Here is a 19,594-nt window from a genome sequence, read left to right on the forward strand (position 1 = left end):
GCGAACATGTACTCTTATATTAACGGCGAATCGTGCTTAAAGATAAGTATTAACTTTATCGATTGATGAGAATTTGAGTCGTTCGGTCAGTTTTGGATAAAAAATGATTAGCGTAAAGAAACTATCGACACTGACGATGCTAGTAGTAAACGCCGTCAGTTTTTCTGCTGTCGCCGAGGAAGAGAAAGGCATCAGTGAACAAGATTGGGGTATTGCTGCTGTCTATCGTATGGCTTCCATCCCTTTTTACACGGGTAACAATGACCAGACGGTTGGTACGTTTGTACCGATGATGTATTTTGAGAACGAGCACGTGTTTGTCGAAGGTTTGCAGGGCGGGGCTTATCTTTTTAAGCCAGAGGATGAGGCCTTCCAGTTGAGTGCATTAATGCGGCTTAGGTTTGTAGACATCCCCTCTTCTGAACAAAATGCTAATGGTGGAGATGCGGTCGACTTTGGTGGTCAACTACGCTATTTCCTTGATGATGATTGGTACCTAGATGCTGAATTGATGACAGATGACGAGTTTCGTTTCCATAGTAACCTAAGCGTGAGTGGTGAGTTTGATTATGGGGACTGGGAACTTAGGCCACATGCCCGTCTTCGTTATAAGGATGCGGATTTCAATAGTCAGTATTACTCTTTTTCCGATATCACCAAAGAAAATATTGGTGGTGGCCTTGATCTCAACATAGGAATAGACGCGCGTTATCACGTTTATTCCAACTTGTATCTGTTGGGTTCTACCAGCGTGACCCGACTGGATAATAACGCCTATCATTCCAATACCGTTGAAGATAGGTATCAAGGCGAGTTTTTTGTTGGCTTTGGTTTTTTTAATGATAAATCGAAAGCGCCTAAGCCTGAACTCAAGAATAAACGTTACGTTCGGATTGCGCATGGTTGGGCAACGCCATCCAATATCGGCGACATCATGAAGCTCAATACAGAAAAAGACCCATACAATAACCAAATGACGTCGCTTTTCTATGGTCATCCTTTAACGGACGAATTGTTTGGTGTGCCGCTGGATATTTACTTTACACCGGGCATTGTTCATCACTGGTCTTCAGATGTGCAATCTGCCAGCACCGAATACGTTGCTGCGATTAAAGCCTACTACACGTTTAATTGGCCGACTCAGTGGCGATTTGGTGTGGCTGAAGGGATGTCATTCATTGACAGCATCACGTATATCGAACAAACGGAGATGGACTCTAAGGGTTACAACGCGAGTAATTTCCTTAACTATCTCGATTTTTCGTTTGACGTCAACATTGGCGATTTATTCAACAAGCGTGACTTAGACAACATGTGGGTGGGTTATTCACTGCATCATCGCAGCGCGATATTTGAACAAGCGTCCCAATATGGTCGGATTAAAGGTGGCAGTAACTACAATACCATCTATGTGCAGTTCGACTTTTGATTGAGCCGATGATGAAAAGCCGTTAGTGAGAACGTCACTAACGGCTTTTTTGTTGTATGGACTGAGACATTTGTCACGGTGACTGTGGTACAATTTGTCGCAGTTTTATGTAGTGAAAAGAATAGGTAACGCTTTGACTTCGTCACAGCCAGAAAAAAATACCGCCTCTGAAGAGAAAGTGCAGGCCAACACGGCTACTTCTCTGCGTAAGGCATTGAATCAGTGCATGCTCAAAGATAGGTTTCGTCTGAGTAAGCGCATTTCAGGCGCCAGTAAAATAAAGAAAGAAGCGTCTCGTCATGCCGTTTTCGATGAAATAGCCTTAGATATTGCTAAATCCATGATGGATGTCGAGCAAAGAGCCAGTTACAAACCCACCATCGAATACCCGGAAATTCTGCCAGTAAGTCAGAAAAAAGATGATATTGCAAAGGCGATTGAAGAAAACCAAGTGGTTATTGTCGCCGGTGAAACGGGTTCAGGGAAAACCACTCAGCTCCCCAAAATTTGTGCTGAGCTTGGGCGTGGCCAATATGGTTTGATTGGCCATACTCAGCCAAGACGCCTTGCTGCGCGTTCGGTAGCGAATCGTATCGCGGAAGAGATGGAAACTAAATTGGGTGAGTTTGTCGGTTATAAAGTCAGATTCAACGATCAAATTTCAGACAATACCCAAATTAAACTGATGACTGACGGGATTTTGCTGGCTGAAATCCAGCATGACCGTTTCTTGAACCAGTACGACACCATTATTATCGATGAAGCGCACGAGCGCAGTCTTAATATCGATTTTATCCTTGGTTACCTGAAAGAACTGCTGCCACGCCGTCCTGATCTTAAAGTGATCATCACTTCGGCAACGATTGACCCTGAGCGATTTTCTAAGCATTTTAATGATGCACCCATTATTGAGGTGTCTGGCCGTACTTACCCAGTCGAAACGCGTTACCGACCATTACGTGGTGATGATGATGTCGAGCGTGACCAGCTAGAAGGTATTTTTGATGCGGTCGATGAGCTTTGCGATGAAGGGTTAGGGGATATTCTTATCTTCATGAACGGTGAACGAGAAATTCGTGACACTGCTGATGCATTGGCAAAGCGTAACCTGAAGAGCACAGAGATTGTCCCATTGTACGCGCGTCTTTCAGCCGGTGAACAGAACAAGATTTTTCAGCCACATGCTGGACGTCGCATCGTCTTAGCAACGAACGTCGCTGAAACCTCTCTGACAGTACCAGGGATCAAGTATGTTATCGATCCGGGTACGGCGCGTATCAGCCGCTACAGTTATCGTACTAAAGTACAGCGCCTGCCGATTGAGCCTGTATCTCAAGCGAGTGCCAACCAACGTAAAGGTCGTTGTGGTCGTGTTGAGGAGGGCATTTGTATCCGTTTGTACTCTGAGGAAGATTTTGAGTCTCGTCCAGAGTTTACCGATCCTGAAATTCTTCGTACTAACCTAGCATCGGTTATCCTTCAGATGACGGCGCTGGGGTTGGGTGACATTCAAGCTTTCCCGTTTGTTGAAGCGCCTGATAAACGCAATGTTCAAGACGGTGTGCGATTATTAGAAGAGCTCGGTGCCATCAATGAAAACGCAAAAGACCCTAAAAAGCGTCTGACTTCAATTGGTCGCCAGTTAGCTCGTTTGCCAATCGATCCACGTTTGGCCCGTATGGTTTTGGAAGCGCCAAAGTATGGGGCACTGAAAGAAGTCATGGTTATCGCTTCTGCACTTTCGATTCAGGATCCGAGAGAGAGACCAAGCGATAAACAGCAATCGTCAGACGATAAGCACAGACGTTTCTTTCACGAAGAGTCTGATTTCCTGACGTTGGTTAATTTGTGGGATTACATTCAGAAGCAGCAAAAAACGCTGTCTGGAAACCAATTCCGCAAGCAGTGCAAGCAGGACTATCTAAACTATCTCCGAGTCCGAGAGTGGCAGGACGTCTATTTCCAGATACACCAGTCTATGCGTGAGATGGACTTCAAACTCAATGATGAACCAGCGAGCTACCAAGCAACTCACAGTGCGATACTGGTCGGTTTACTTTCTCACATTGGTATGAAAGATCAGGAGAAGAATGAGTACCAAGGGGCACGGAATGCGCGCTTCCATATCTTCCCTGCGTCTGGGTTGTTTAAGAAACAGCCAAAGTGGATTGTGTCTGCCGAGCTAGTGGAAACATCAAAGTTGTGGGGGCGTATTATCGCCAAGATCCAACCGGAGTGGATTGAACCGCTGGCAAAGCACCTGATTAAACGCAGTTACAGCGAGCCACATTGGTCGAAAAAGCGTGCTGCTGTCATGGCTCATGAAAAAGTGATGCTTTATGGCGTGCCAATCGTGCCTAAACGCCTAGTGAATTATGGCCCTATCGATGCAACAGTGAGCCGTGAGATCTTTATTCGCAGTGCTTTGGTAGAAGGTGAATGGGAAACCAAACACGCTTTCTTTAAGCAAAATCGTAAGTTGCTTCAAGAAGTGGAAGAGCTGGAACACAAGTCCCGTCGCCGCGACATTCTGGTTGATGATGATGAGCTGTTTGATTTTTATGACCAACGAGTGGGGACGGAAGTTGTTTCAGGGCGTCATTTTGATACTTGGTGGAAGAACGCGTCTAAAGAAAACAGTGAGCTGCTGAACTTTGAAAAAGAAATGCTTTTCAAAGGTGACGCTAGCCATGTTACGGATTTGGATTACCCTAACTTCTGGCATCAGAATGGCCTTAAACTCAAGTTGAGCTACCAATTTGAACCGGGAGAAGATAACGACGGTGTCACGGTGCACCTACCTCTGCCTATTTTAAACCAAGTAGAACAAGCAGGTTTTGACTGGCAAATTCCTGGGCTGCGCCATGAATTGGTCGTTAGCCTGATCAAATCACTGCCAAAGACGATTCGTAAAAACTTCGTACCTGCCCCCAACTACGCCGATGCATTTTTAGCTCGTGCCACGCCAATGGAAGCCCCTTTACTTGACGCTCTGGAAAAAGAGCTTCGCCGTATGACTGGCGTGGAAGTGTTACGCGAAGATTGGAATATGGAGCAAGTACCTGATCACTTGAAGGTTACCTTCCGCGCAGTGGACCATAGAAACCGTAAACTCAAAGAAAATCGCGATCTGCATGAGCTAAAAGAGAGCCTAAAAGACAAAGTCCAGGAAACACTCTCTAAAGTCGCCGATGACGATATTGAGCAACAAGGGCTTCATACTTGGAGTTTTGGTGAGTTGCCAAAAGTTTATCAGCAAAAGCGCGGCGGCTATGACGTCAAAGCTTATCCAGCGATTGTTGATAGCAAAGACAGTGTTGAAATCAAACTCTACGAGACGGAGCAAGAACAGGCCTCTGCGATGCGGGCTGGCCAACGTCGATTGATATTGCTGAACGTACCATCTCCGATCAAATATCTGCACAGTAACTTGCCAAATAAGTCTAAACTCGGTCTATATTTTAACCCTTATGGGAAAGTCCTTGACCTGATTGATGACTGTATTGCTTGTGGTGTGGATAAACTGATCGAAGAAAAAGGCGGAATAGTTTGGCAACCTGAGGAATTTGAGCAGCTTAAAGAGCATGTTCGAGCCGAACTCGGTGATACTGTGGTGGAGATTGCGAAACAAGTAGAGACAATTCTGACAACCGCATTCAGTATTAATAAGAAGTTAAAGGGCAAGATAGACTTCTCGATGGCTTTTGCTTTATCTGATATTAAGGCGCAAATTGAGGGGCTTATCTTTAAAGGGTTTGCGACAGAATGTGGTTGGAGACGCCTTCCAGATATTTTGCGTTACATGAAAGCGATTGAGCGTCGTATGGAGAAGTTGCCAATCGATCCTAATAAGGACCGTTTGCATATGCTGAAGATTGAGGCCGTTACTAACGACTACAAAGAATTGCTCAACAAAATTCCTAAAGGAATGGCTGTACCAGATAACGTCAAAGAAGTGCGTTGGATGCTTGAAGAACTGCGCGTTAGCTATTTTGCTCAGCAGCTGGGCACGCCATATCCGGTATCGGACAAACGCGTAAAGAACGCGATTGACCAATGCTAGGTATATAAATTGCATTAAACTTAAACATAACAATATTTTGACTTATACTGGCAGAGGATTGCCGTGGCAGCCTCTGCAAAGGGAAAAGAAAGAAGGTTAAATATGAAAAAGACACTACTCGCACTAGCTTTATTAGGTGCATCAGCAACAGCATCAGCGGACTCATGGATCTACGGTAGTGCAAGTGTAGGTCAAGCAGACTTAGGTGGTGAATCTACAACCTCATACAACGTTCATGTTGGTACAGGTATTTTGCCATTCATTGGCCTTGAAGCGGGTTACCAAGACTTGGGCGATTATGATCGTGTTGATTACTCTGGTATTAAAACGAACCTAACTGGTTCTTCAATTTACTTTGCTGCGAAACCAAGCCTTGATTTTGGCCCACTGCATGTATACGCGAAAGGCGGCCTTCATTCATATGACTTAGAAGCTGATGGTTTTAAAGAAGATGAGATCGATGTGATGTATGGCGTCGGGGCTGAGTACTTTGTCATGGGGCCTCTTTCTTTAGGGGCAAGCTACAGCGTATTCAATATGAAAGAAGACGATGTGAAGAACTTCTCGCTAAACGCGACATTCCACTTCTTGTAATAGACATATCACGAAAAAGCCCGGCTAGTTACTAGCCGGGCTTTTTGTTACCTGAAATCAGCTCTTAAGCTTGCTGTTTTTGAAGATCAGCTTCTTTTACGTCTTCTTCAATCAGTGAATCAACAATCACAGCACAAGCGGCGTCACCTGTGATGTTCAATGCAGTACGGATCATGTCGAAGATACGGTCAAGAGCGAACAAGAGTGGCAGACCTTCGATAGGGATACCTGCTGCCAGAAGAACAGCAACCACTAGGAACGAAGGGCCAGGTACCCCCGCTTGACCTACTGCACCAAGTGTCGAGGTAATAATGATGGCAATGTACGCGCCCATACCAAGATCGATGTTGAACAGTTGCGCGAAGAAGATTGCGACTAAACCGTAGTAAATCGCGTTACCTGACATATTGATTGTTGCGCCCAGCGGGAGAACGAAAGACGCTGTTGAATTTCGTACACCCAGCTCATGCTCACAGGTGTCCATCGTGACAGGTAATGTTGCCATGGATGAAGCCGTGGAGAGAGCAACGGCTTGAGGCTTCTTCATCGCTGTCAGGAACTTCTTCGCAGATGTTTTGGTAAAGATGTGAACCATTAGCGGGTAAACCACAAAACCAAATACAAGAATGGCCGCGACATAAACTACGAACAGTTTGAATACCACCATTAAGGCGCCAAAGCCGAAAGTGCCGACCGCTTCTGCCATTAGGCCAAATACACCCAGTGGCGCAATGATCATTACTTTGTTGATCATCCAAACCATTGCATCAACAATGCAATTTACGCCGTTAATGATTGGGTCACGGCGTTCTTTCGCTTGCTTAGAAATCGCAATGCCAAAGAACATACAGAATACTAGGATTTGCAGTATGTTTGCTTCATTCAGTGACTGGAAAACGTTTGTTGGGATCATACCTGTGATGGTTGCCCAGAAAGAAGGTAGTTCACCTTTAGAAGCGTATTCAGATGAGAACATGCCCTCGATGCCTGAAACATCGATACCCATGCCTGGTTTGAAGACTTCACCCATAAATAGAGCAAGTGCAACAGCGAGTGCTGACGTTAAGCCAAAGTAACCTAAGGTGACCAAGCCCACTTTACCAGCAGATTGGCTATTACCTAAACCCGCTGCACCTGAGATCAAGGCTACGGCGACCAAAGGGATAACCAGCATTTTAATTAAATTGATAAAAATCGCACCTAATGGAGCGAAGATGGTAGCGCTGTTTCCCATGAAGGCACCCACGGCAGTACCTACAATCATAGCGATGACAACCTGAATGCCAATGTTGCTTAGCAAATTCTTTTCTTTTAACACTTCCATAACCTCTGTGCTAACAAATTTTAAAATTCCAGAATTAATATCTAAATAAAATTTATAATTTAGACAGTAATTTCGCTTCGCTTTTTACACTTTATTTTTACATTTAGCAATAAGCGCCCAAGTTAATTGGGTCGATTAAAATCATTTTCCTTGATGGGTGATAACTTTTTGATTAATAGCAAACGTTTGCTATTCGCTTGGGGGGATGAGTTGTTATCTAAACATTGGTTTTTTTAATTCAAATGAAGGCGTGGATAAAAAGAATAGATGTTAAAAAAAAGATCGGTGTCTTAAGTTGTTAAGAAACCGATCTCATAGGTGTTTAGATGGCTAGTTCGCTACTTTTGTGTTGCGGCTTTCATCGGTGAAACAAAACTCGCGAGTTGGTTTAACATTTCTTGCGGAGACTCAACGTGTGATTCGATGATTTTGACGATAGCAGAGCCTGAAATTGCCCCTGCGGCACCAGACTCAATCGCTTGTTTAACCTGATCGGGCTGAGATATACCAAAACCGAGAAGCGATGGCGGTGCGTCGTATTTATTGAGTTTATCTAAAAGATCACTTACTGGCATGTTGGCCTTTGTTTCTGCACCGGTTACACCAGCACGCGAGAGTAGGTAGGTATAGCCGCCACCTAGTTCAGCAACTGATTTTAGTGTCTCTTCTGACGCCGTTGGCGGTGCAATGAAGATAGGCTCAATGCCGTGCTTCTTAGCCGCCTCAACAAACTCTTGGCTTTCATTGGTTGGTACGTCAGCAATCAACACAGAGTCGATACCGGCATTCGCACAACGCTGGTAAAAGCTATCGATACCGCGCGCGTAAACAAGGTTTGCGTACATCAGAAGGCCGATTGGGAGTTCTGGGTATTTGGCGCGGATTTTTCCAATCAAATCAAAGCAGATATCTGGAGTTGCTCCCGAATCCAGTGCGCGAATGTTCGCTCCTTGAATAGTAGGGCCATCCGCAAGTGGATCCGAAAACGGAATACCCAGTTCAAGTGCATCGGCACCCGCTTCAACCAGTGTCTCCATAATTTTCAGGGACTGCTCCGGGTTTGGATCGCACACGGTTACGAAAGGAACAAAAGCACCTTGGTTTTTCTCGTTCAGGCGCTCAAACATAGACTCATAACGGCTCATTAGATAACTCCTTTTTCTTCTAGAATGGCGTGAACAGTAAAGATGTCTTTGTCACCACGACCTGATAGGTTTACCACAAGTAGTTGTTCTTTGTCTGGGTTCTCACGAGCCATACGTAGTGCATGAGCTAGTGCATGAGATGACTCTAGTGCAGGAATAATACCTTCACTGCGGGCAAGTTCTTGGAATGCTTCCAAAGCCTCATCATCGGTTACGTTGTCGTATTCCGCGCGGCCAATTGCATTTAAGTGAGCGTGTTGAGGTCCAACTGAAGGGAAATCAAGGCCCGCAGAAACAGAGTAAGATTCTTCAACTTGCCCGTTTACGTCTTGCATCAGTGGCGCTTTCATACCAAAGAAGATGCCGGTTTTACCGTGCTTAAGAGGGGCGCCATGCTGGTCGGTATCGATACCTTTACCTGCAGGTTCAACACCGATCAGGCGAACCGTTTCCTCTTCAATAAAGTCAGCAAACATACCGATTGCATTTGAGCCACCACCCACACAAGCGATGACTGCATCAGGAAGGCGCCCTTCACGAGCCAGAATCTGGTTTTTTGTTTCTTCGCCAATCATGCGTTGGAAATCACGCACTATGGTCGGGAATGGATGAGGACCAGCAGCGGTACCCAGCAAGTAGTGAGCTTCTTCGTAGCTTGCAGACCAGTCACGCAGTGCTTCATTACATGCATCTTTAAGAGTTGCAGAGCCTGAGTGAACAGGAATGACTTCCGCACCCATAAGTTTCATACGGAACACGTTCGGGCTTTGACGTTCTACGTCTTTTGCTCCCATGTACACGCGACATTTCAGACCGAGCAATGCACAAGCCAGTGCAGTTGCTACGCCGTGCTGACCTGCACCAGTTTCCGCAATGATCTCGTTTTTGCCCATACGCTTAGCCAACAGTGCCTGACCTAGCACTTGGTTAGTCTTGTGCGCGCCACCGTGCAATAAATCTTCGCGCTTGAGGTACAGTTTGGTTTTTGTACCTTTGGTCAGATTGCGAGTCAGTGTTAGTGCCGTTGGGCGACCTGCGTATTCTTGCAGCAGGGTCATAAACTCGCTGCGAAACTCTGGGTCTTCTTGCGCATCGATAAACGCTTGTTCTAGCTGTTCCAGTGCAGGAACGAGAATTTGCGGTACATACTGACCACCGTATTCGCCGAAGTAGGCATCAAGTTTTGCCATGGTTTTATTCCTTCAATTCAGTTTGGCATTGCTCTCTAGCACACCAAAAAATTTCTTTAATTATGAGTAATTGATCTTTAATAAATCTATTTAGTAGCTGCGAATCGCATTAAATGCCTGTTGCAGCTTCTCTGCATCTTTCTTGCCGGGTGAAACTTCAACGCCTGAGTTTAAATCCAGACCTAGACAGCCTTGTTGGGCCGCTTTCTGAGCGTTGAAAGGAGATATGCCACCCGCGAGCATCACTTTTGATGTGTCACTGAGTAATGACCAGTCGAAGACCAAGCCAGTGCCACCTGTTTGCGAGCCTACTTTTGTATCGAGTAAGTGGCGGCTGACTGGAGTGTCTAGCAGTTCTGGTAAGCAGTCTGTTACACCGTAGGCTTTCCAGATTTCAACTTGTTCACCCAACTGAGTATGGAGTGTATCGACATAGTCCTGATCTTCATCTCCATGCAGTTGTATTGCACTTAGACCAAGCTCCTTGGTGATCGTGGCAATGGTCTCGATATCATGGTTCTGAAAGACACCTACGTATTTCAATGGAGCACCAGACATGGTTAGACGGGCGGTTTCTAAATCCACATAACGCTTTGACTTAGAAACAAAGATTAAACCACCGAATACTGCCCCTGCCTTGTATGCTTTTGCTGCATCGTCAGGGTGAGTCAGTCCACAAACCTTATTTTCCCCTAGCGTGACTTTACGTACGGCCAGTTCTAGATTGTCTTCTGCCATCAATGAGCTGCCGATTAGGAAACCATCTGCAAAATCTGCAAGATCTCGTACTTGCTGGTGTGTGTAGATGCCAGATTCGGAAATGATGGTTGCCTCTGGTGCCAGCTCACGTATTGTTGGTGCCAGCTCTTTGGTGCGGTTCAAATCTGTTGTTAGGTCACGTAAGTTGCGGTTATTAATACCAATAACTTTAGCGCCAAGTTTTACTGCGCGGTGTAACTCTTCCTCATTACTGACTTCGGTCAGAATGCCCATGTTGAGTGAGTGAGCTACTTCTTCCAGTGCTTTATACTCGGCGTCATCAAGTACAGATAGCATCAGCAGAATCGCATCAGCAGAATAATGGCGAGCTAGATAAACCTGATAAGTATCGACCATAAAGTCTTTACACAGAATCGGTTGAGATGTTTGCTTTCTCACTTGTGGCAGGAAATCGAAGTTTCCTTGAAAGTACTTTTCATCGGTGAGCACTGAAATCGCATCAGCGTGATTATTGTACACGGACGCAATGTAATCGAGGTCAAAGTCGTCACGAATCAGTCCCTTAGACGGAGACGCCTTCTTACATTCTGTGATGAAGGCAGTTTTTTTACCGCTTACTGCGTCATAGAAGCTACGATCAGACGGAGTTAGCGCCTCTTTAAACTGCTCCAAAGGTTGAGAGGCTTTACGTTCTTCCACCCAGATGTACTTATCACGAACGATTTTTGCCAATACTTCTGCCATTTGCGCTTCTTTTAGGGACACGTGCTCTGAAAGTTTATCTTGCGTCTGAGTCATCTTTTGTTCCTTCCTTCAGGTGCTTAGGCGTGAGCTGCTAGCTGATTAACCAGCTCAAACGCTTTACCAGAGTTCATAGCCTCAATAGCTTGCTGAGTATTGGCCTTGAGATCTTCATGACCAAATAAACGCATCAGAAGCGCAACGTTTACAGCTACGGCTCCTAGTTGTGCATCGGTACCTTTACCTGTGAGGATATGGGTAATAATGGCTTTGTTTTCTTCTGGATCTCCACCTTTAATCGCTTCTAGAGGATGGGCCGAAAGGCCAAAGTCTTCAGGAGTAAGGGTGTATTCGGTTATCTGTCCATCTTTGATTTCTGCAACAGTGGTGCTGCCATGGATAGCGACTTCGTCTAAACCACTGCCATGAACGACTGCAGCACGCTTCATGCCCATCTTTAGCATGGTTTCAGCAATAGGAAGAACCAGCTCTTCACTGTAAACACCCATGAGTTCGATGTTTGGCCGCGCTGGGTTAATCAGCGGGCCTAAGATGTTAAAAATGGTGCGCGTTTTCATTGTCTGACGCACTGGCATCGCGTGGCGAACACCACTGTGATATTGCGGCGCAAACAAAAAAGCCACTCCTAGGCTATCAACAGCAGAGCGAGTGTCTTCCGCACTCATCGCTAGGTTGATGCCAAATGAATCAAGCAAGTCAGAAGAGCCAGATTTGCTTGAAACACTGCGGTTTCCATGTTTGGCGACTTTTAGGCCGCAGGCAGCGGCAACAAAGGCGGCTGTGGTCGAAATGTTGATGGTATTGTGACCATCGCCACCTGTGCCCACGATATCGGCAAAATCATAGTCAGGGCGAGGAAAGGGATTGGCGTTAGCAAGTAAGGCCTTAGCCGCTCCAGCGATTTCATCCGGTGTTTCCCCTTTGATCTTCAGGGCAGTTAGCGCAGAAGCCATCAGGATAGGGTCGAGTTCACCACGAATAATAACATCAAAGAGTTGCTGGCTTTCATCTTGAGTCAGTGACTGCTGCTCATAAAGTTTATTAATGATCGTTTCCATTTTCTCTTCCTTATTGCTGCTGTGCTGACGTTTGTTCTGAATGACCAAGAGCCCATTCGATGGCGTTCGCCAATAGGGTTGCACCGTAGGTAGTCATAATCGATTCTGGATGGAACTGGAATCCGCAAATCTTATCTTGTTCTTGTACTACCGACATCACCAGCCCGTCAACTTCGGCGGTGACGGTAAGAGAAGGTGGCACTTCTGTCGCCACCAATGAATGGTAACGCGCAATGGCAAGTGGTGAAGGTAAGTCTGAATAGGTGGCATGGTGCTGATGCTCCATCATCGACACTTTGCCGTGAACGATTTTCCCTGCACCGGCTACGGTGCCTCCATAAGCTTCAACAATAGCCTGATGACCTAGGCAGATGCCAATCATCGGCACTTTACCTTTGAGACGTTGAATGACTTCCGGCATTGACCCAGCTTCAGAAGGCGCTCCTGGCCCAGGTGACAACAAAATGACTGGATTAGAAAGTTTGTTGACGGCTGCTTCAATTGCCGAAGCGCTGATATGGTTACGGTAGATGGTGACTTTATGACCCAGTGAACGAAACTGATCGACCAAGTTGTAGGTAAATGAGTCGAAGTTATCAATAAATACAATGTTAGCCATCTCTTACGACTCCTTATGTGCAGATTGAATAGCAGAGATGACGGCTTGCGCCTTACCACGAGTTTCATCTGCTTCGGCTTGTGGCTCTGAATCAAATACCACCCCAGCACCTGCCTGAACTTGTGCAATGCCATCTTCCACGTAAGCAGAGCGAATGACGATGCAGGTATCGAGTGTGCCTTCACCTGTTAGGTAACCTACCGCTCCACCATAGCTACCACGGCGAGCGCCTTCGACATCGCGAATCAGTTGCATCGCACGGATTTTAGGTGCCCCGGTAAGCGTCCCCATATTCATACAGGCTTGGTAGGCGTGAAGAGCATCGAGATCTTCGCGAAGTTGACCAACCACACGAGACACCAGATGCATAACATGGCTGTAGCGGTCGACTTTAAGTAAATCGGCCACATGACGAGAGCCTGCCTGAGAAATACGAGCAACGTCGTTACGCGCGAGATCGACTAGCATCATGTGTTCGGCGTTTTCTTTCATGTCGGTACGTAGCTCAAGCTCAATACGGCTGTCGAGGTCAAAATCTATAGCACCATCAGGACGCTTGCCACGACGACGTGTACCAGCAATAGGGTAGATCTCGACCTGATTAGTCTCAGTCTCATATTTCAGAGCACTTTCTGGTGAAGCTCCGAATAGTGTGAAGAGTTCATCTTGCATATAGAACATATAAGGGCTTGGGTTACTTTGCTTGAGCTCTTTATATGCTGCAAGAGGTGAGGGGCAAGGCAGAGTAAAGCGACGTGACGGAACAACCTGAAAGATATCGCCTTTAACCACATATTGTTTTAGATCGCGAACGATCTGACAGAAATCGGCATCACTCACACTTGGTTGAGGGGTGATGTTGGGCAGTTTCGTTGCCAGTGGTAAATGTTTAAGGTTGGAGCATTGAGATTGAATGCTTTCGATACGAGATTCTAACGTTGCTTTTTCTTCTTCGTTTGCAAATAAGGTAGCTTGTAGGTCACAGGACTCGCGTTGGTGGTCAACAATGAGCAGTGTTTCAGCGACATAGAACACATAATCTGGACATTTATTAGTGGCTTCGGCATCACCTAAAGGTTCAAAATTAGCCACCATATCGTAAGCAAATAAGCCACCAAGGAAAAGCGCATGCTTTTGCTGTTCACTGAGGTCAAAGCTGTGTTGAACTAGGCGCAGGGCGTCAAAGGATGAAGCTTCGCGTAAGCGAGAATCTTCATCTAATGTGTCGCAAGGTGCTTCGAGCTTAAGTATCAGCGTCGTGCCGTCAAAAGAATGAGTCACATTGTTGTGAATGTTGTGAGTCAAATGAGAAAGCAGGTGTTTGCCGTTATTCGTCAGTGCTTGCATGGTAACGATGTGACCGTTGCAAACGATGCGAACGGCAGAATCTACGATCAGCAAGCTTTTGAGGTTTTGCTTAGAGTCAATTTCCGCAGACTCTAATAATAAGCTGTCAGTTTTATTCTCACACAAGGAATGAAACAGACGAGTTGGGTCCTGTGCGTAAGGTGCAGACGCTTGAATGACTTCAAGATTTCCTAGCTTTTTGATTTCAATGGCCTTGTTCACAAGACCTCCTTTTCATTTGTATTCTTTCTTACTTCCTGTCGTACATAGTCGCACAAAGAAAACATTCACCCAATGTGGATTTTGCAGTAATTGATGAATGTTTGATCAGTTGAGTGCTTTGTATCCGACAAAACAAAAAGCCCGCTTTAGTAGCGGGCTTGGTAACATTAATCTGTTCAATTAAAAGTACACGTTAGCCCACCAAGAACTTGTCCAAGTGCGCCACCAAGCAAGGTTTGCAGAACTGTCACGTAGAGTGTCAGATGCAAGATTCGCTTTTTGGTTTTGGTTAAATTCTTGTAACATAGTGAGCCTTTATTCAGGTACTTCGTATTTGTGTACTAGTTAACTAGTGCAGAGGTAAAAAGTCAACTAAAAAAACACATTTATGAGAATTGATTTACACAGCCACACAACCGCCTCTGACGGACGATTACCTGCCAACGAATTGATAGACAGAGCTCTCGGTTTCAACATTGATGTCCTCGCGATCACTGATCATGATACGGTCGATGGTTTAGAGCAAGCGCATCAGTACGTAGAAGCAAACCAGCTGCCAATTAAGATCATTAACGGTATCGAAATCTCAACGGTATGGCAGAACAAGGATATCCATATCGTTGGGTTGAATTTAGATCCGCAATCTGAGCAACTTGGCAAGCTCATCGAGCAGCAGAAAAAGCATCGAGAAGGTCGAGCTGAAATGATGGCGCATCGTTTGGCTAAGGCAACCAGAGAGGGCGTACTGGAAGAGGTTCAAGCTATTGCGGGGGATGCGCCCATCACCCGTGCTCATTTTGCTAAATGGTTGGTTGATAACGGTTACGCGAAAACCATGCAGCAGGTATTTAAAAAATATCTAACTCGCAATAACCCTGGTTATGTGCCGCCCAGTTGGTGTTCAATGGAAGAAGCGGTATCGGCTATTCATAGCGCAGGTGGGCAGGCCGTTCTAGCCCATCCGGGACGTTACAACTTAACTGCTAAGTGGATAAAACGACTGATTACAGCATTTGTTGAAGCGGGTGGTGATGCGATGGAGGTGGCTCAACCACAACAAGGTCAACAAGAAAGACGCAACTTGGCTAATTATGCTATACAATACAAACTATTAGCGTCTCAAGGCAGCGATTTCCATTATCCATCTCCTTGGATGGAGTTGGGCAGAAATCTATGGCTACCTGCAGGTGTTGAACCTGTATGGAAAGATTGGGGTATTGAGCCTTCGCAAGCTGATGGTCAATAATTGGACTGATTAGTTTATAAGATTGCTATTAAATCAATACGTTAAGATATATAGAGTCGAGAGACTCGATGATGAGGAATGACAATGAGCCAGTTTTTTTACGTTCACCCAGAAAACCCGCAGGCTCGCTTGATTAATCAGGCTGTAGCAATTATTCGTAATGGTGGCGTGGTTATTTACCCAACAGATTCAGGTTACGCACTGGGTTGCCAATTAGAAAATAAACAAGCATTAGAACGAATCTGTAAGATTCGCCGATTGGATGAGAAGCACAACTTCACGCTACTTTGTCGTGATTTGTCCGAATTGTCTTTGTATGCCCGTGTCGACAATACGGCATTTCGTTTACTAAAGAACAACACGCCTGGGCCGTACACTTTCATTTTCAAAGGCACCAAAGAAGTTCCTCGTCGCTTAATGAACTCGAAGCGTAAAACGATTGGTATCCGCGTCCCCGATAACCGCATCGCACTCGATCTTCTCGAAGCGCTCGGTGAGCCACTGATGTCGACGTCTCTTATTCTTCCGGGTAACGAAATTACAGAGTCTGATCCAGAAGAGATTCGCGACCAACTGGAGCATGCTGTCGATTGTATTCTCAACGGTGGTTACCTTGGTGAGCAACCAACAACAGTGGTTGACTTCAGTGATGATGAACCTGTTATTGCTCGTTTAGGCTCTGGAGATCCTGCGCCTTTCAAGTAACAGCCAATTTTGCTGGCTCCCAAAGAGCATAAGACATTGATGCTTATGCTCTCTTTACCCGCAAAACTTCCCACTGACTGCTATGCTGATTGTTAAGTCTCACTAATCAGATATGCAATATGCGTCACTTGATCTTTGTTCTCTCCTTTTTCAGCCTTGTCTGCTTCGCTGCTCCGGTTGAAATTCGTGTTGTCCAAAATAATGGTAAACCTGTTAAAGATGCAGTGGTCTATGTCACGGCGTCCAATTTACCGAAGCAATCTTCCTCAGTAAAAGAAACTTTAGTGACTGAGATCTCGCAAGATAAGCGTGCATTTAAGCCTTATATTTCAGTAGTTAAAGTAAACCAGCCAGTGTTGTTTACCAATAAAGACAACATTTCTCACCATATATACTCAATTACTGGTCCACTGGATTTTTCTTTCGTTATTCGTTCCTCGGAAGCAGGGGTAGAGAAGTCCTTCCCCAGTGAAGGAGTCATAGCGATGGGGTGTAATATTCATGATTGGATGAGCGGCTATATCAAGGTTGTGGACACGCCGTATTTTACCATCACAGGTAAATCTGGAGTGGTAAGAATGACCTTACCGGATGAATTGGAAAATGTGAAAGTCATTGCATGGCACCCTCAGATGAATGAGGAACTGTATGCCCAGCTTAGTCAAGATAAAGAGTTGACCTTGTCGCTGACGAAAAAGATGTCACCAATACCCAAACAGAAAAATACTCAGACGATTGATTTTTACAGATCTTACGGGTCATACAAATGAGTCAATTCAAAAGTATTCAGACACAAATTCTGCTTTCATTCCTGACGGTATTAGTCACTGTACAGTGTGTTCTGTTTTACTCCATCGTTCAATCGAATGAAAAAGAGAGAGCTGAACGAGCCCAAATACACCTAAGTACAGCAAAGGTGGTGTTTGAAAATCAGTTTGAACAACGTACGCGGAATCTGACCGCATTTGCACAAACTGTGGCAAAAGACTTTGGCCTTAAACAGGCGCTGAGAGAGGATGAACGCAGCTTTTTGGTGGCGTTAAACAATCACCGTCAACGGATATCCGCTGATTTGGCGATCGGTCTTACTGCCGATGGTAATTTTATTGGCAAATTGGTTTATGACAGAAGCAGTAATCGGACACTTGCCGATACGGAAAACAATATGCTGACGATGGCTGAAACTGCTGCCCCAGATGAAGATCGCCCCATCCTTTATGATTATCAGGGCGCTGTGTTCCAATTAGTTTTGGTTCCAGTACAAAGTGGGGCAGAAACCGTTGCATGGATAGGTTTTGGCTTCGCTATCGATCAGATATTGGCCCAAAGGTTAGCACTGTTAACCGGTATGAATGTTGATATCGGCTATCAGGAAAGTGGTCAATGGTCACTGCTTGCTAGTAGTATTGAAGGTAAAGAGAGTGGTGTTTCTTCTAAGCCCCAGCAAACGGATGCCAATACTATAGCGACTGAGGTAGCGATTGGCTTTAAAGAAGAAAAAGACCTGATCGCTGCACTTTACCTCTCCAGATCGGATCTATTCGCCACACTTCAAAGCCGTTGGTTCCAAGTTGTGCTGATCGTATTGGGTACGTTTGGCTGTTCGGTGCTTGCTGCGTATTTCTTGTCAAAAAGCCTTGCGAAACCTTTGCAGGAGCTAGTGAAAAAGGCACAACAAATCGCTAAGGGTCAGGCAAGTAACGAGTTGGTGGTTAAACGCAAAGATGAGTTAGGTGTATTGGCTCATGAGTTCAATTTAATGAATCAGGCGGTTAATGATCGTGAAGCAGAGCTTAATTTCCGTGCTTATCACTCTGATTTGACACAAATGCCGAATAAGAAAAAGTTATTTGAAGATATTGCCCATTTGATTCAGAACCAATGCGATGGCTTTATGCTAATTCGATTTCGAGTCCTGGAGTTTGAAGAACTTAATTACAGCCTAGGTCTGGATACGGGGGAAGAATTGCAGGTGGCGGCTGCGAGTCGTTTGTTGACTTTGGATGAACAAGCTCAGTTTTACCAGCTTGACTCATCTGAATTTGCTTTATTAACGACCTGTAGCAAGCTTCAAAGTGATGAACAAAGTGTCGATGTAGTTTTGCAGTGTTTATCGGGAGTGTTTACTTTGCGACGTATTTCAGTGACGGTGCACACTGTTTCTGGTTATTGTCGTTATCCCAAACATGGTGAAACGGCGCGACAACTGCTTCATAATGCAGGGATTGCTTTACAACAGGCAATGAAAATAAAGCAACCCAGCTTAGAGTTTGCTTCTAGCATGGCGGAGAGTGCAATTAATCGAGTGCGTCTAATCCATGAATTGACAGAAGCTATTCGGAATGAGCAGTTGGTTCTTCACTTTCAACCCAAATTAAATCTACACACATCACGAATCGATAAAGTCGAAGCGCTTGTGCGCTGGGTACATCCAGAGCTGGGCATGATTCCTCCTGATGAGTTTATTGAAATTGCAGAAACAACAGGGCAAATCGATGCTCTAACGGACTGGGTGATAGGTAATGCATTGCGCCAGCTTCAAACTTGGAGAGAGGCGGGGTATGAGCTTGGCGTCGCGATCAATGTTTCGGCGGTTAACCTTAAACAGAAAGACTTTGATGTTAAAGTCGCTCGTTTCCTCTCTCAGTTTGGTTGTAGTGAAGCTGAGGTTACGATAGAGATCACCGAAAGCGCTCTTGCAGAGGATCCTGAGTACGCATTATCGCTACTGAGCAGAATGTCCCGACGAGGTCTGTCAATTTCGATTGATGACTACGGAACAGGTTACTCATCGTTATCTCAGCTCAAACATTTACCTGCTACAGAACTCAAAATTGATAAATCCTTCATCCTAAATGTCGCTGACGACCAGCAAGATCAGACGATTGCACAATCGACAATCAAACTGGCTAAAAGGTTTGGGTTGAAAACGGTCGCGGAAGGTGTGGAGGATCAGGCCTCTCTAGATTGGTTAATAAACAATGGCTGTGATTATGCGCAGGGCTATTTTATTAGTCGGCCGAAGCCTGCAGAACAGTTAACACCTTGGATAGAGGTGTTAGAAGATCAGCGTTGGGGGGATATTGAACCAAAAGCTAAGGCGATAGGCTCTGTTCATTCTCGTCAATAAAGAGCTAGGTTAATGAGGTGTATAAAGGTTATAAAATCTT

15 protein-coding genes and 1 other annotated feature are annotated in these 19,594 nt (G+C 45.3%); of the genes, 7 read left to right on the top strand and 8 right to left on the bottom strand.

Going from position 1 to position 19,594, the window contains the following annotated elements; translation table 11 throughout:
• The first annotated feature begins 136 nt into the window (after window positions 1–136).
• The 3 genes from L1D15_RS09360 to L1D15_RS09370 all read left to right on the top strand — a co-directional run bounded on the left by L1D15_RS09360 (window position 137) and on the right by L1D15_RS09370 (window position 6,086).
• Window positions 137–1,429 (top strand): MipA/OmpV family protein, encoded by a 1,293-nt coding sequence (locus L1D15_RS09360; RefSeq protein WP_239875436.1) that lies wholly within the window; start codon window positions 137–139, stop codon window positions 1,427–1,429.
• A gap of 133 nt (window positions 1,430–1,562) precedes the next feature.
• Complete coding sequence (gene hrpA / locus L1D15_RS09365; protein WP_239875404.1) at window positions 1,563–5,492, top strand: ATP-dependent RNA helicase HrpA; 3,930 nt, start codon at window positions 1,563–1,565, stop codon at window positions 5,490–5,492.
• A gap of 102 nt (window positions 5,493–5,594) precedes the next feature.
• Entirely contained in the window at window positions 5,595–6,086 is a 492-nt protein-coding gene (locus tag L1D15_RS09370) for an outer membrane beta-barrel protein (protein WP_239875405.1), read from the top strand.
• 64 nt (window positions 6,087–6,150) lie between these two features.
• On the opposite strand, the gene L1D15_RS09375 is transcribed toward L1D15_RS09370, so the two are convergent.
• From L1D15_RS09375 to L1D15_RS09410, 8 genes are all read right to left on the bottom strand, one after another.
• Complete coding sequence (locus L1D15_RS09375; RefSeq protein WP_239875406.1) at window positions 6,151–7,410, bottom strand: dicarboxylate/amino acid:cation symporter; 1,260 nt, start codon at window positions 7,408–7,410, stop codon at window positions 6,151–6,153.
• Window positions 7,411–7,748: 338 nt separating this feature from the next.
• Window positions 7,749–8,555, bottom strand: a complete 807-nt coding sequence (gene trpA, locus L1D15_RS09380; RefSeq protein ID WP_239875407.1) for a tryptophan synthase subunit alpha — start codon at window positions 8,553–8,555, stop codon at window positions 7,749–7,751.
• Window positions 8,555–9,745: a tryptophan synthase subunit beta gene (gene trpB / locus L1D15_RS09385; protein ID WP_006958942.1), complete on the bottom strand. Its 1,191-nt coding sequence runs from the start codon at window positions 9,743–9,745 to the stop codon at window positions 8,555–8,557. The genes trpA and trpB overlap by 1 nt, the downstream gene beginning before the upstream one ends.
• A 90-nt stretch (window positions 9,746–9,835) precedes the next feature.
• On the bottom strand, window positions 9,836–11,263 hold the full coding sequence (gene trpCF, locus L1D15_RS09390) for a bifunctional indole-3-glycerol-phosphate synthase TrpC/phosphoribosylanthranilate isomerase TrpF (protein ID WP_239875408.1): 1,428 nt from the start codon (window positions 11,261–11,263) through the stop codon (window positions 9,836–9,838).
• A 23-nt stretch (window positions 11,264–11,286) separates the two neighbouring features.
• Window positions 11,287–12,285 carry an anthranilate phosphoribosyltransferase gene (trpD, locus tag L1D15_RS09395; protein WP_239875409.1) on the bottom strand — a complete coding sequence of 333 codons (999 nt, stop codon included), beginning with the start codon at window positions 12,283–12,285 and terminating at the stop codon, window positions 11,287–11,289.
• Between the two features lie 10 nt (window positions 12,286–12,295).
• The gene (locus tag L1D15_RS09400; protein ID WP_239875410.1) at window positions 12,296–12,904 is read right to left on the bottom strand and encodes an aminodeoxychorismate/anthranilate synthase component II; all 609 of its coding nucleotides are present in this window, start codon (window positions 12,902–12,904) and stop codon (window positions 12,296–12,298) included.
• A 3-nt stretch (window positions 12,905–12,907) separates the two neighbouring features.
• Entirely contained in the window at window positions 12,908–14,473 is a 1,566-nt protein-coding gene (locus L1D15_RS09405) for an anthranilate synthase component 1 (RefSeq protein ID WP_239875411.1), read from the bottom strand.
• A gap of 131 nt (window positions 14,474–14,604) precedes the next feature.
• Window positions 14,605–14,707: a sequence feature (Trp leader region), on the bottom strand.
• Complete coding sequence (locus tag L1D15_RS09410) at window positions 14,654–14,779, bottom strand: Trp operon leader peptide (RefSeq protein ID WP_239836618.1); 126 nt, start codon at window positions 14,777–14,779, stop codon at window positions 14,654–14,656. (Overlaps the previous feature by 54 nt.)
• Before the next feature lie 82 nt (window positions 14,780–14,861).
• On the opposite strand from L1D15_RS09410, the gene L1D15_RS09415 reads away from it, so the two are divergent.
• The 4 genes from L1D15_RS09415 (at window position 14,862) to L1D15_RS09430 (ending at window position 19,554) form a co-directional block, all read left to right on the top strand.
• Entirely contained in the window at window positions 14,862–15,719 is an 858-nt protein-coding gene (locus L1D15_RS09415) for a PHP domain-containing protein (RefSeq protein ID WP_239868413.1), read from the top strand.
• A gap of 84 nt (window positions 15,720–15,803) precedes the next feature.
• A complete protein-coding gene (locus tag L1D15_RS09420) occupies window positions 15,804–16,424 on the top strand; it encodes an L-threonylcarbamoyladenylate synthase (RefSeq protein ID WP_239875412.1) in 621 nt (206 codons plus the stop codon).
• 119 nt (window positions 16,425–16,543) lie between these two features.
• Entirely contained in the window at window positions 16,544–17,194 is a 651-nt protein-coding gene (locus L1D15_RS09425) for a hypothetical protein (protein WP_239875413.1), read from the top strand.
• On the top strand, window positions 17,191–19,554 hold the full coding sequence (locus L1D15_RS09430) for an EAL domain-containing protein (protein ID WP_239875414.1): 2,364 nt from the start codon (window positions 17,191–17,193) through the stop codon (window positions 19,552–19,554). Before L1D15_RS09425 ends, L1D15_RS09430 begins: the two co-directional genes overlap by 4 nt.
• Window positions 19,555–19,594 lie beyond the last annotated feature (40 nt).

Source organism: Vibrio sp. Isolate25 (assembly GCF_022398025.1).
Taxonomy (GTDB): Bacteria; Pseudomonadota; Gammaproteobacteria; order Enterobacterales; family Vibrionaceae; genus Vibrio; species Vibrio coralliilyticus_A.

Coding starts and splice junctions, on each gene's coding strand:
- L1D15_RS09360 (WP_239875436.1), top strand. CDS start 137: ATGCTAGTAGTAAACGCCGTCAGTTTTTCTGCTGTCGCCGAGGAAGAG.
- L1D15_RS09370 (WP_239875405.1), top strand. CDS start 5,595: ATGAAAAAGACACTACTCGCACTAGCTTTATTAGGTGCATCAGCAACA.
- L1D15_RS09375 (WP_239875406.1), bottom strand. CDS start 7,410: ATGGAAGTGTTAAAAGAAAAGAATTTGCTAAGCAACATTGGCATTCAG.
- trpA (WP_239875407.1), bottom strand. CDS start 8,555: ATGAGCCGTTATGAGTCTATGTTTGAGCGCCTGAACGAGAAAAACCAA.
- trpB (WP_006958942.1), bottom strand. CDS start 9,745: ATGGCAAAACTTGATGCCTACTTCGGCGAATACGGTGGTCAGTATGTA.
- trpCF (WP_239875408.1), bottom strand. CDS start 11,263: ATGACTCAGACGCAAGATAAACTTTCAGAGCACGTGTCCCTAAAAGAA.
- trpD (WP_239875409.1), bottom strand. CDS start 12,285: ATGGAAACGATCATTAATAAACTTTATGAGCAGCAGTCACTGACTCAA.
- L1D15_RS09400 (WP_239875410.1), bottom strand. CDS start 12,904: ATGGCTAACATTGTATTTATTGATAACTTCGACTCATTTACCTACAAC.
- L1D15_RS09410 (WP_239836618.1), bottom strand. CDS start 14,779: ATGTTACAAGAATTTAACCAAAACCAAAAAGCGAATCTTGCATCTGAC.
- L1D15_RS09415 (WP_239868413.1), top strand. CDS start 14,862: ATGAGAATTGATTTACACAGCCACACAACCGCCTCTGACGGACGATTA.
- L1D15_RS09420 (WP_239875412.1), top strand. CDS start 15,804: ATGAGCCAGTTTTTTTACGTTCACCCAGAAAACCCGCAGGCTCGCTTG.
- L1D15_RS09425 (WP_239875413.1), top strand. CDS start 16,544: ATGCGTCACTTGATCTTTGTTCTCTCCTTTTTCAGCCTTGTCTGCTTC.
- L1D15_RS09430 (WP_239875414.1), top strand. CDS start 17,191: ATGAGTCAATTCAAAAGTATTCAGACACAAATTCTGCTTTCATTCCTG.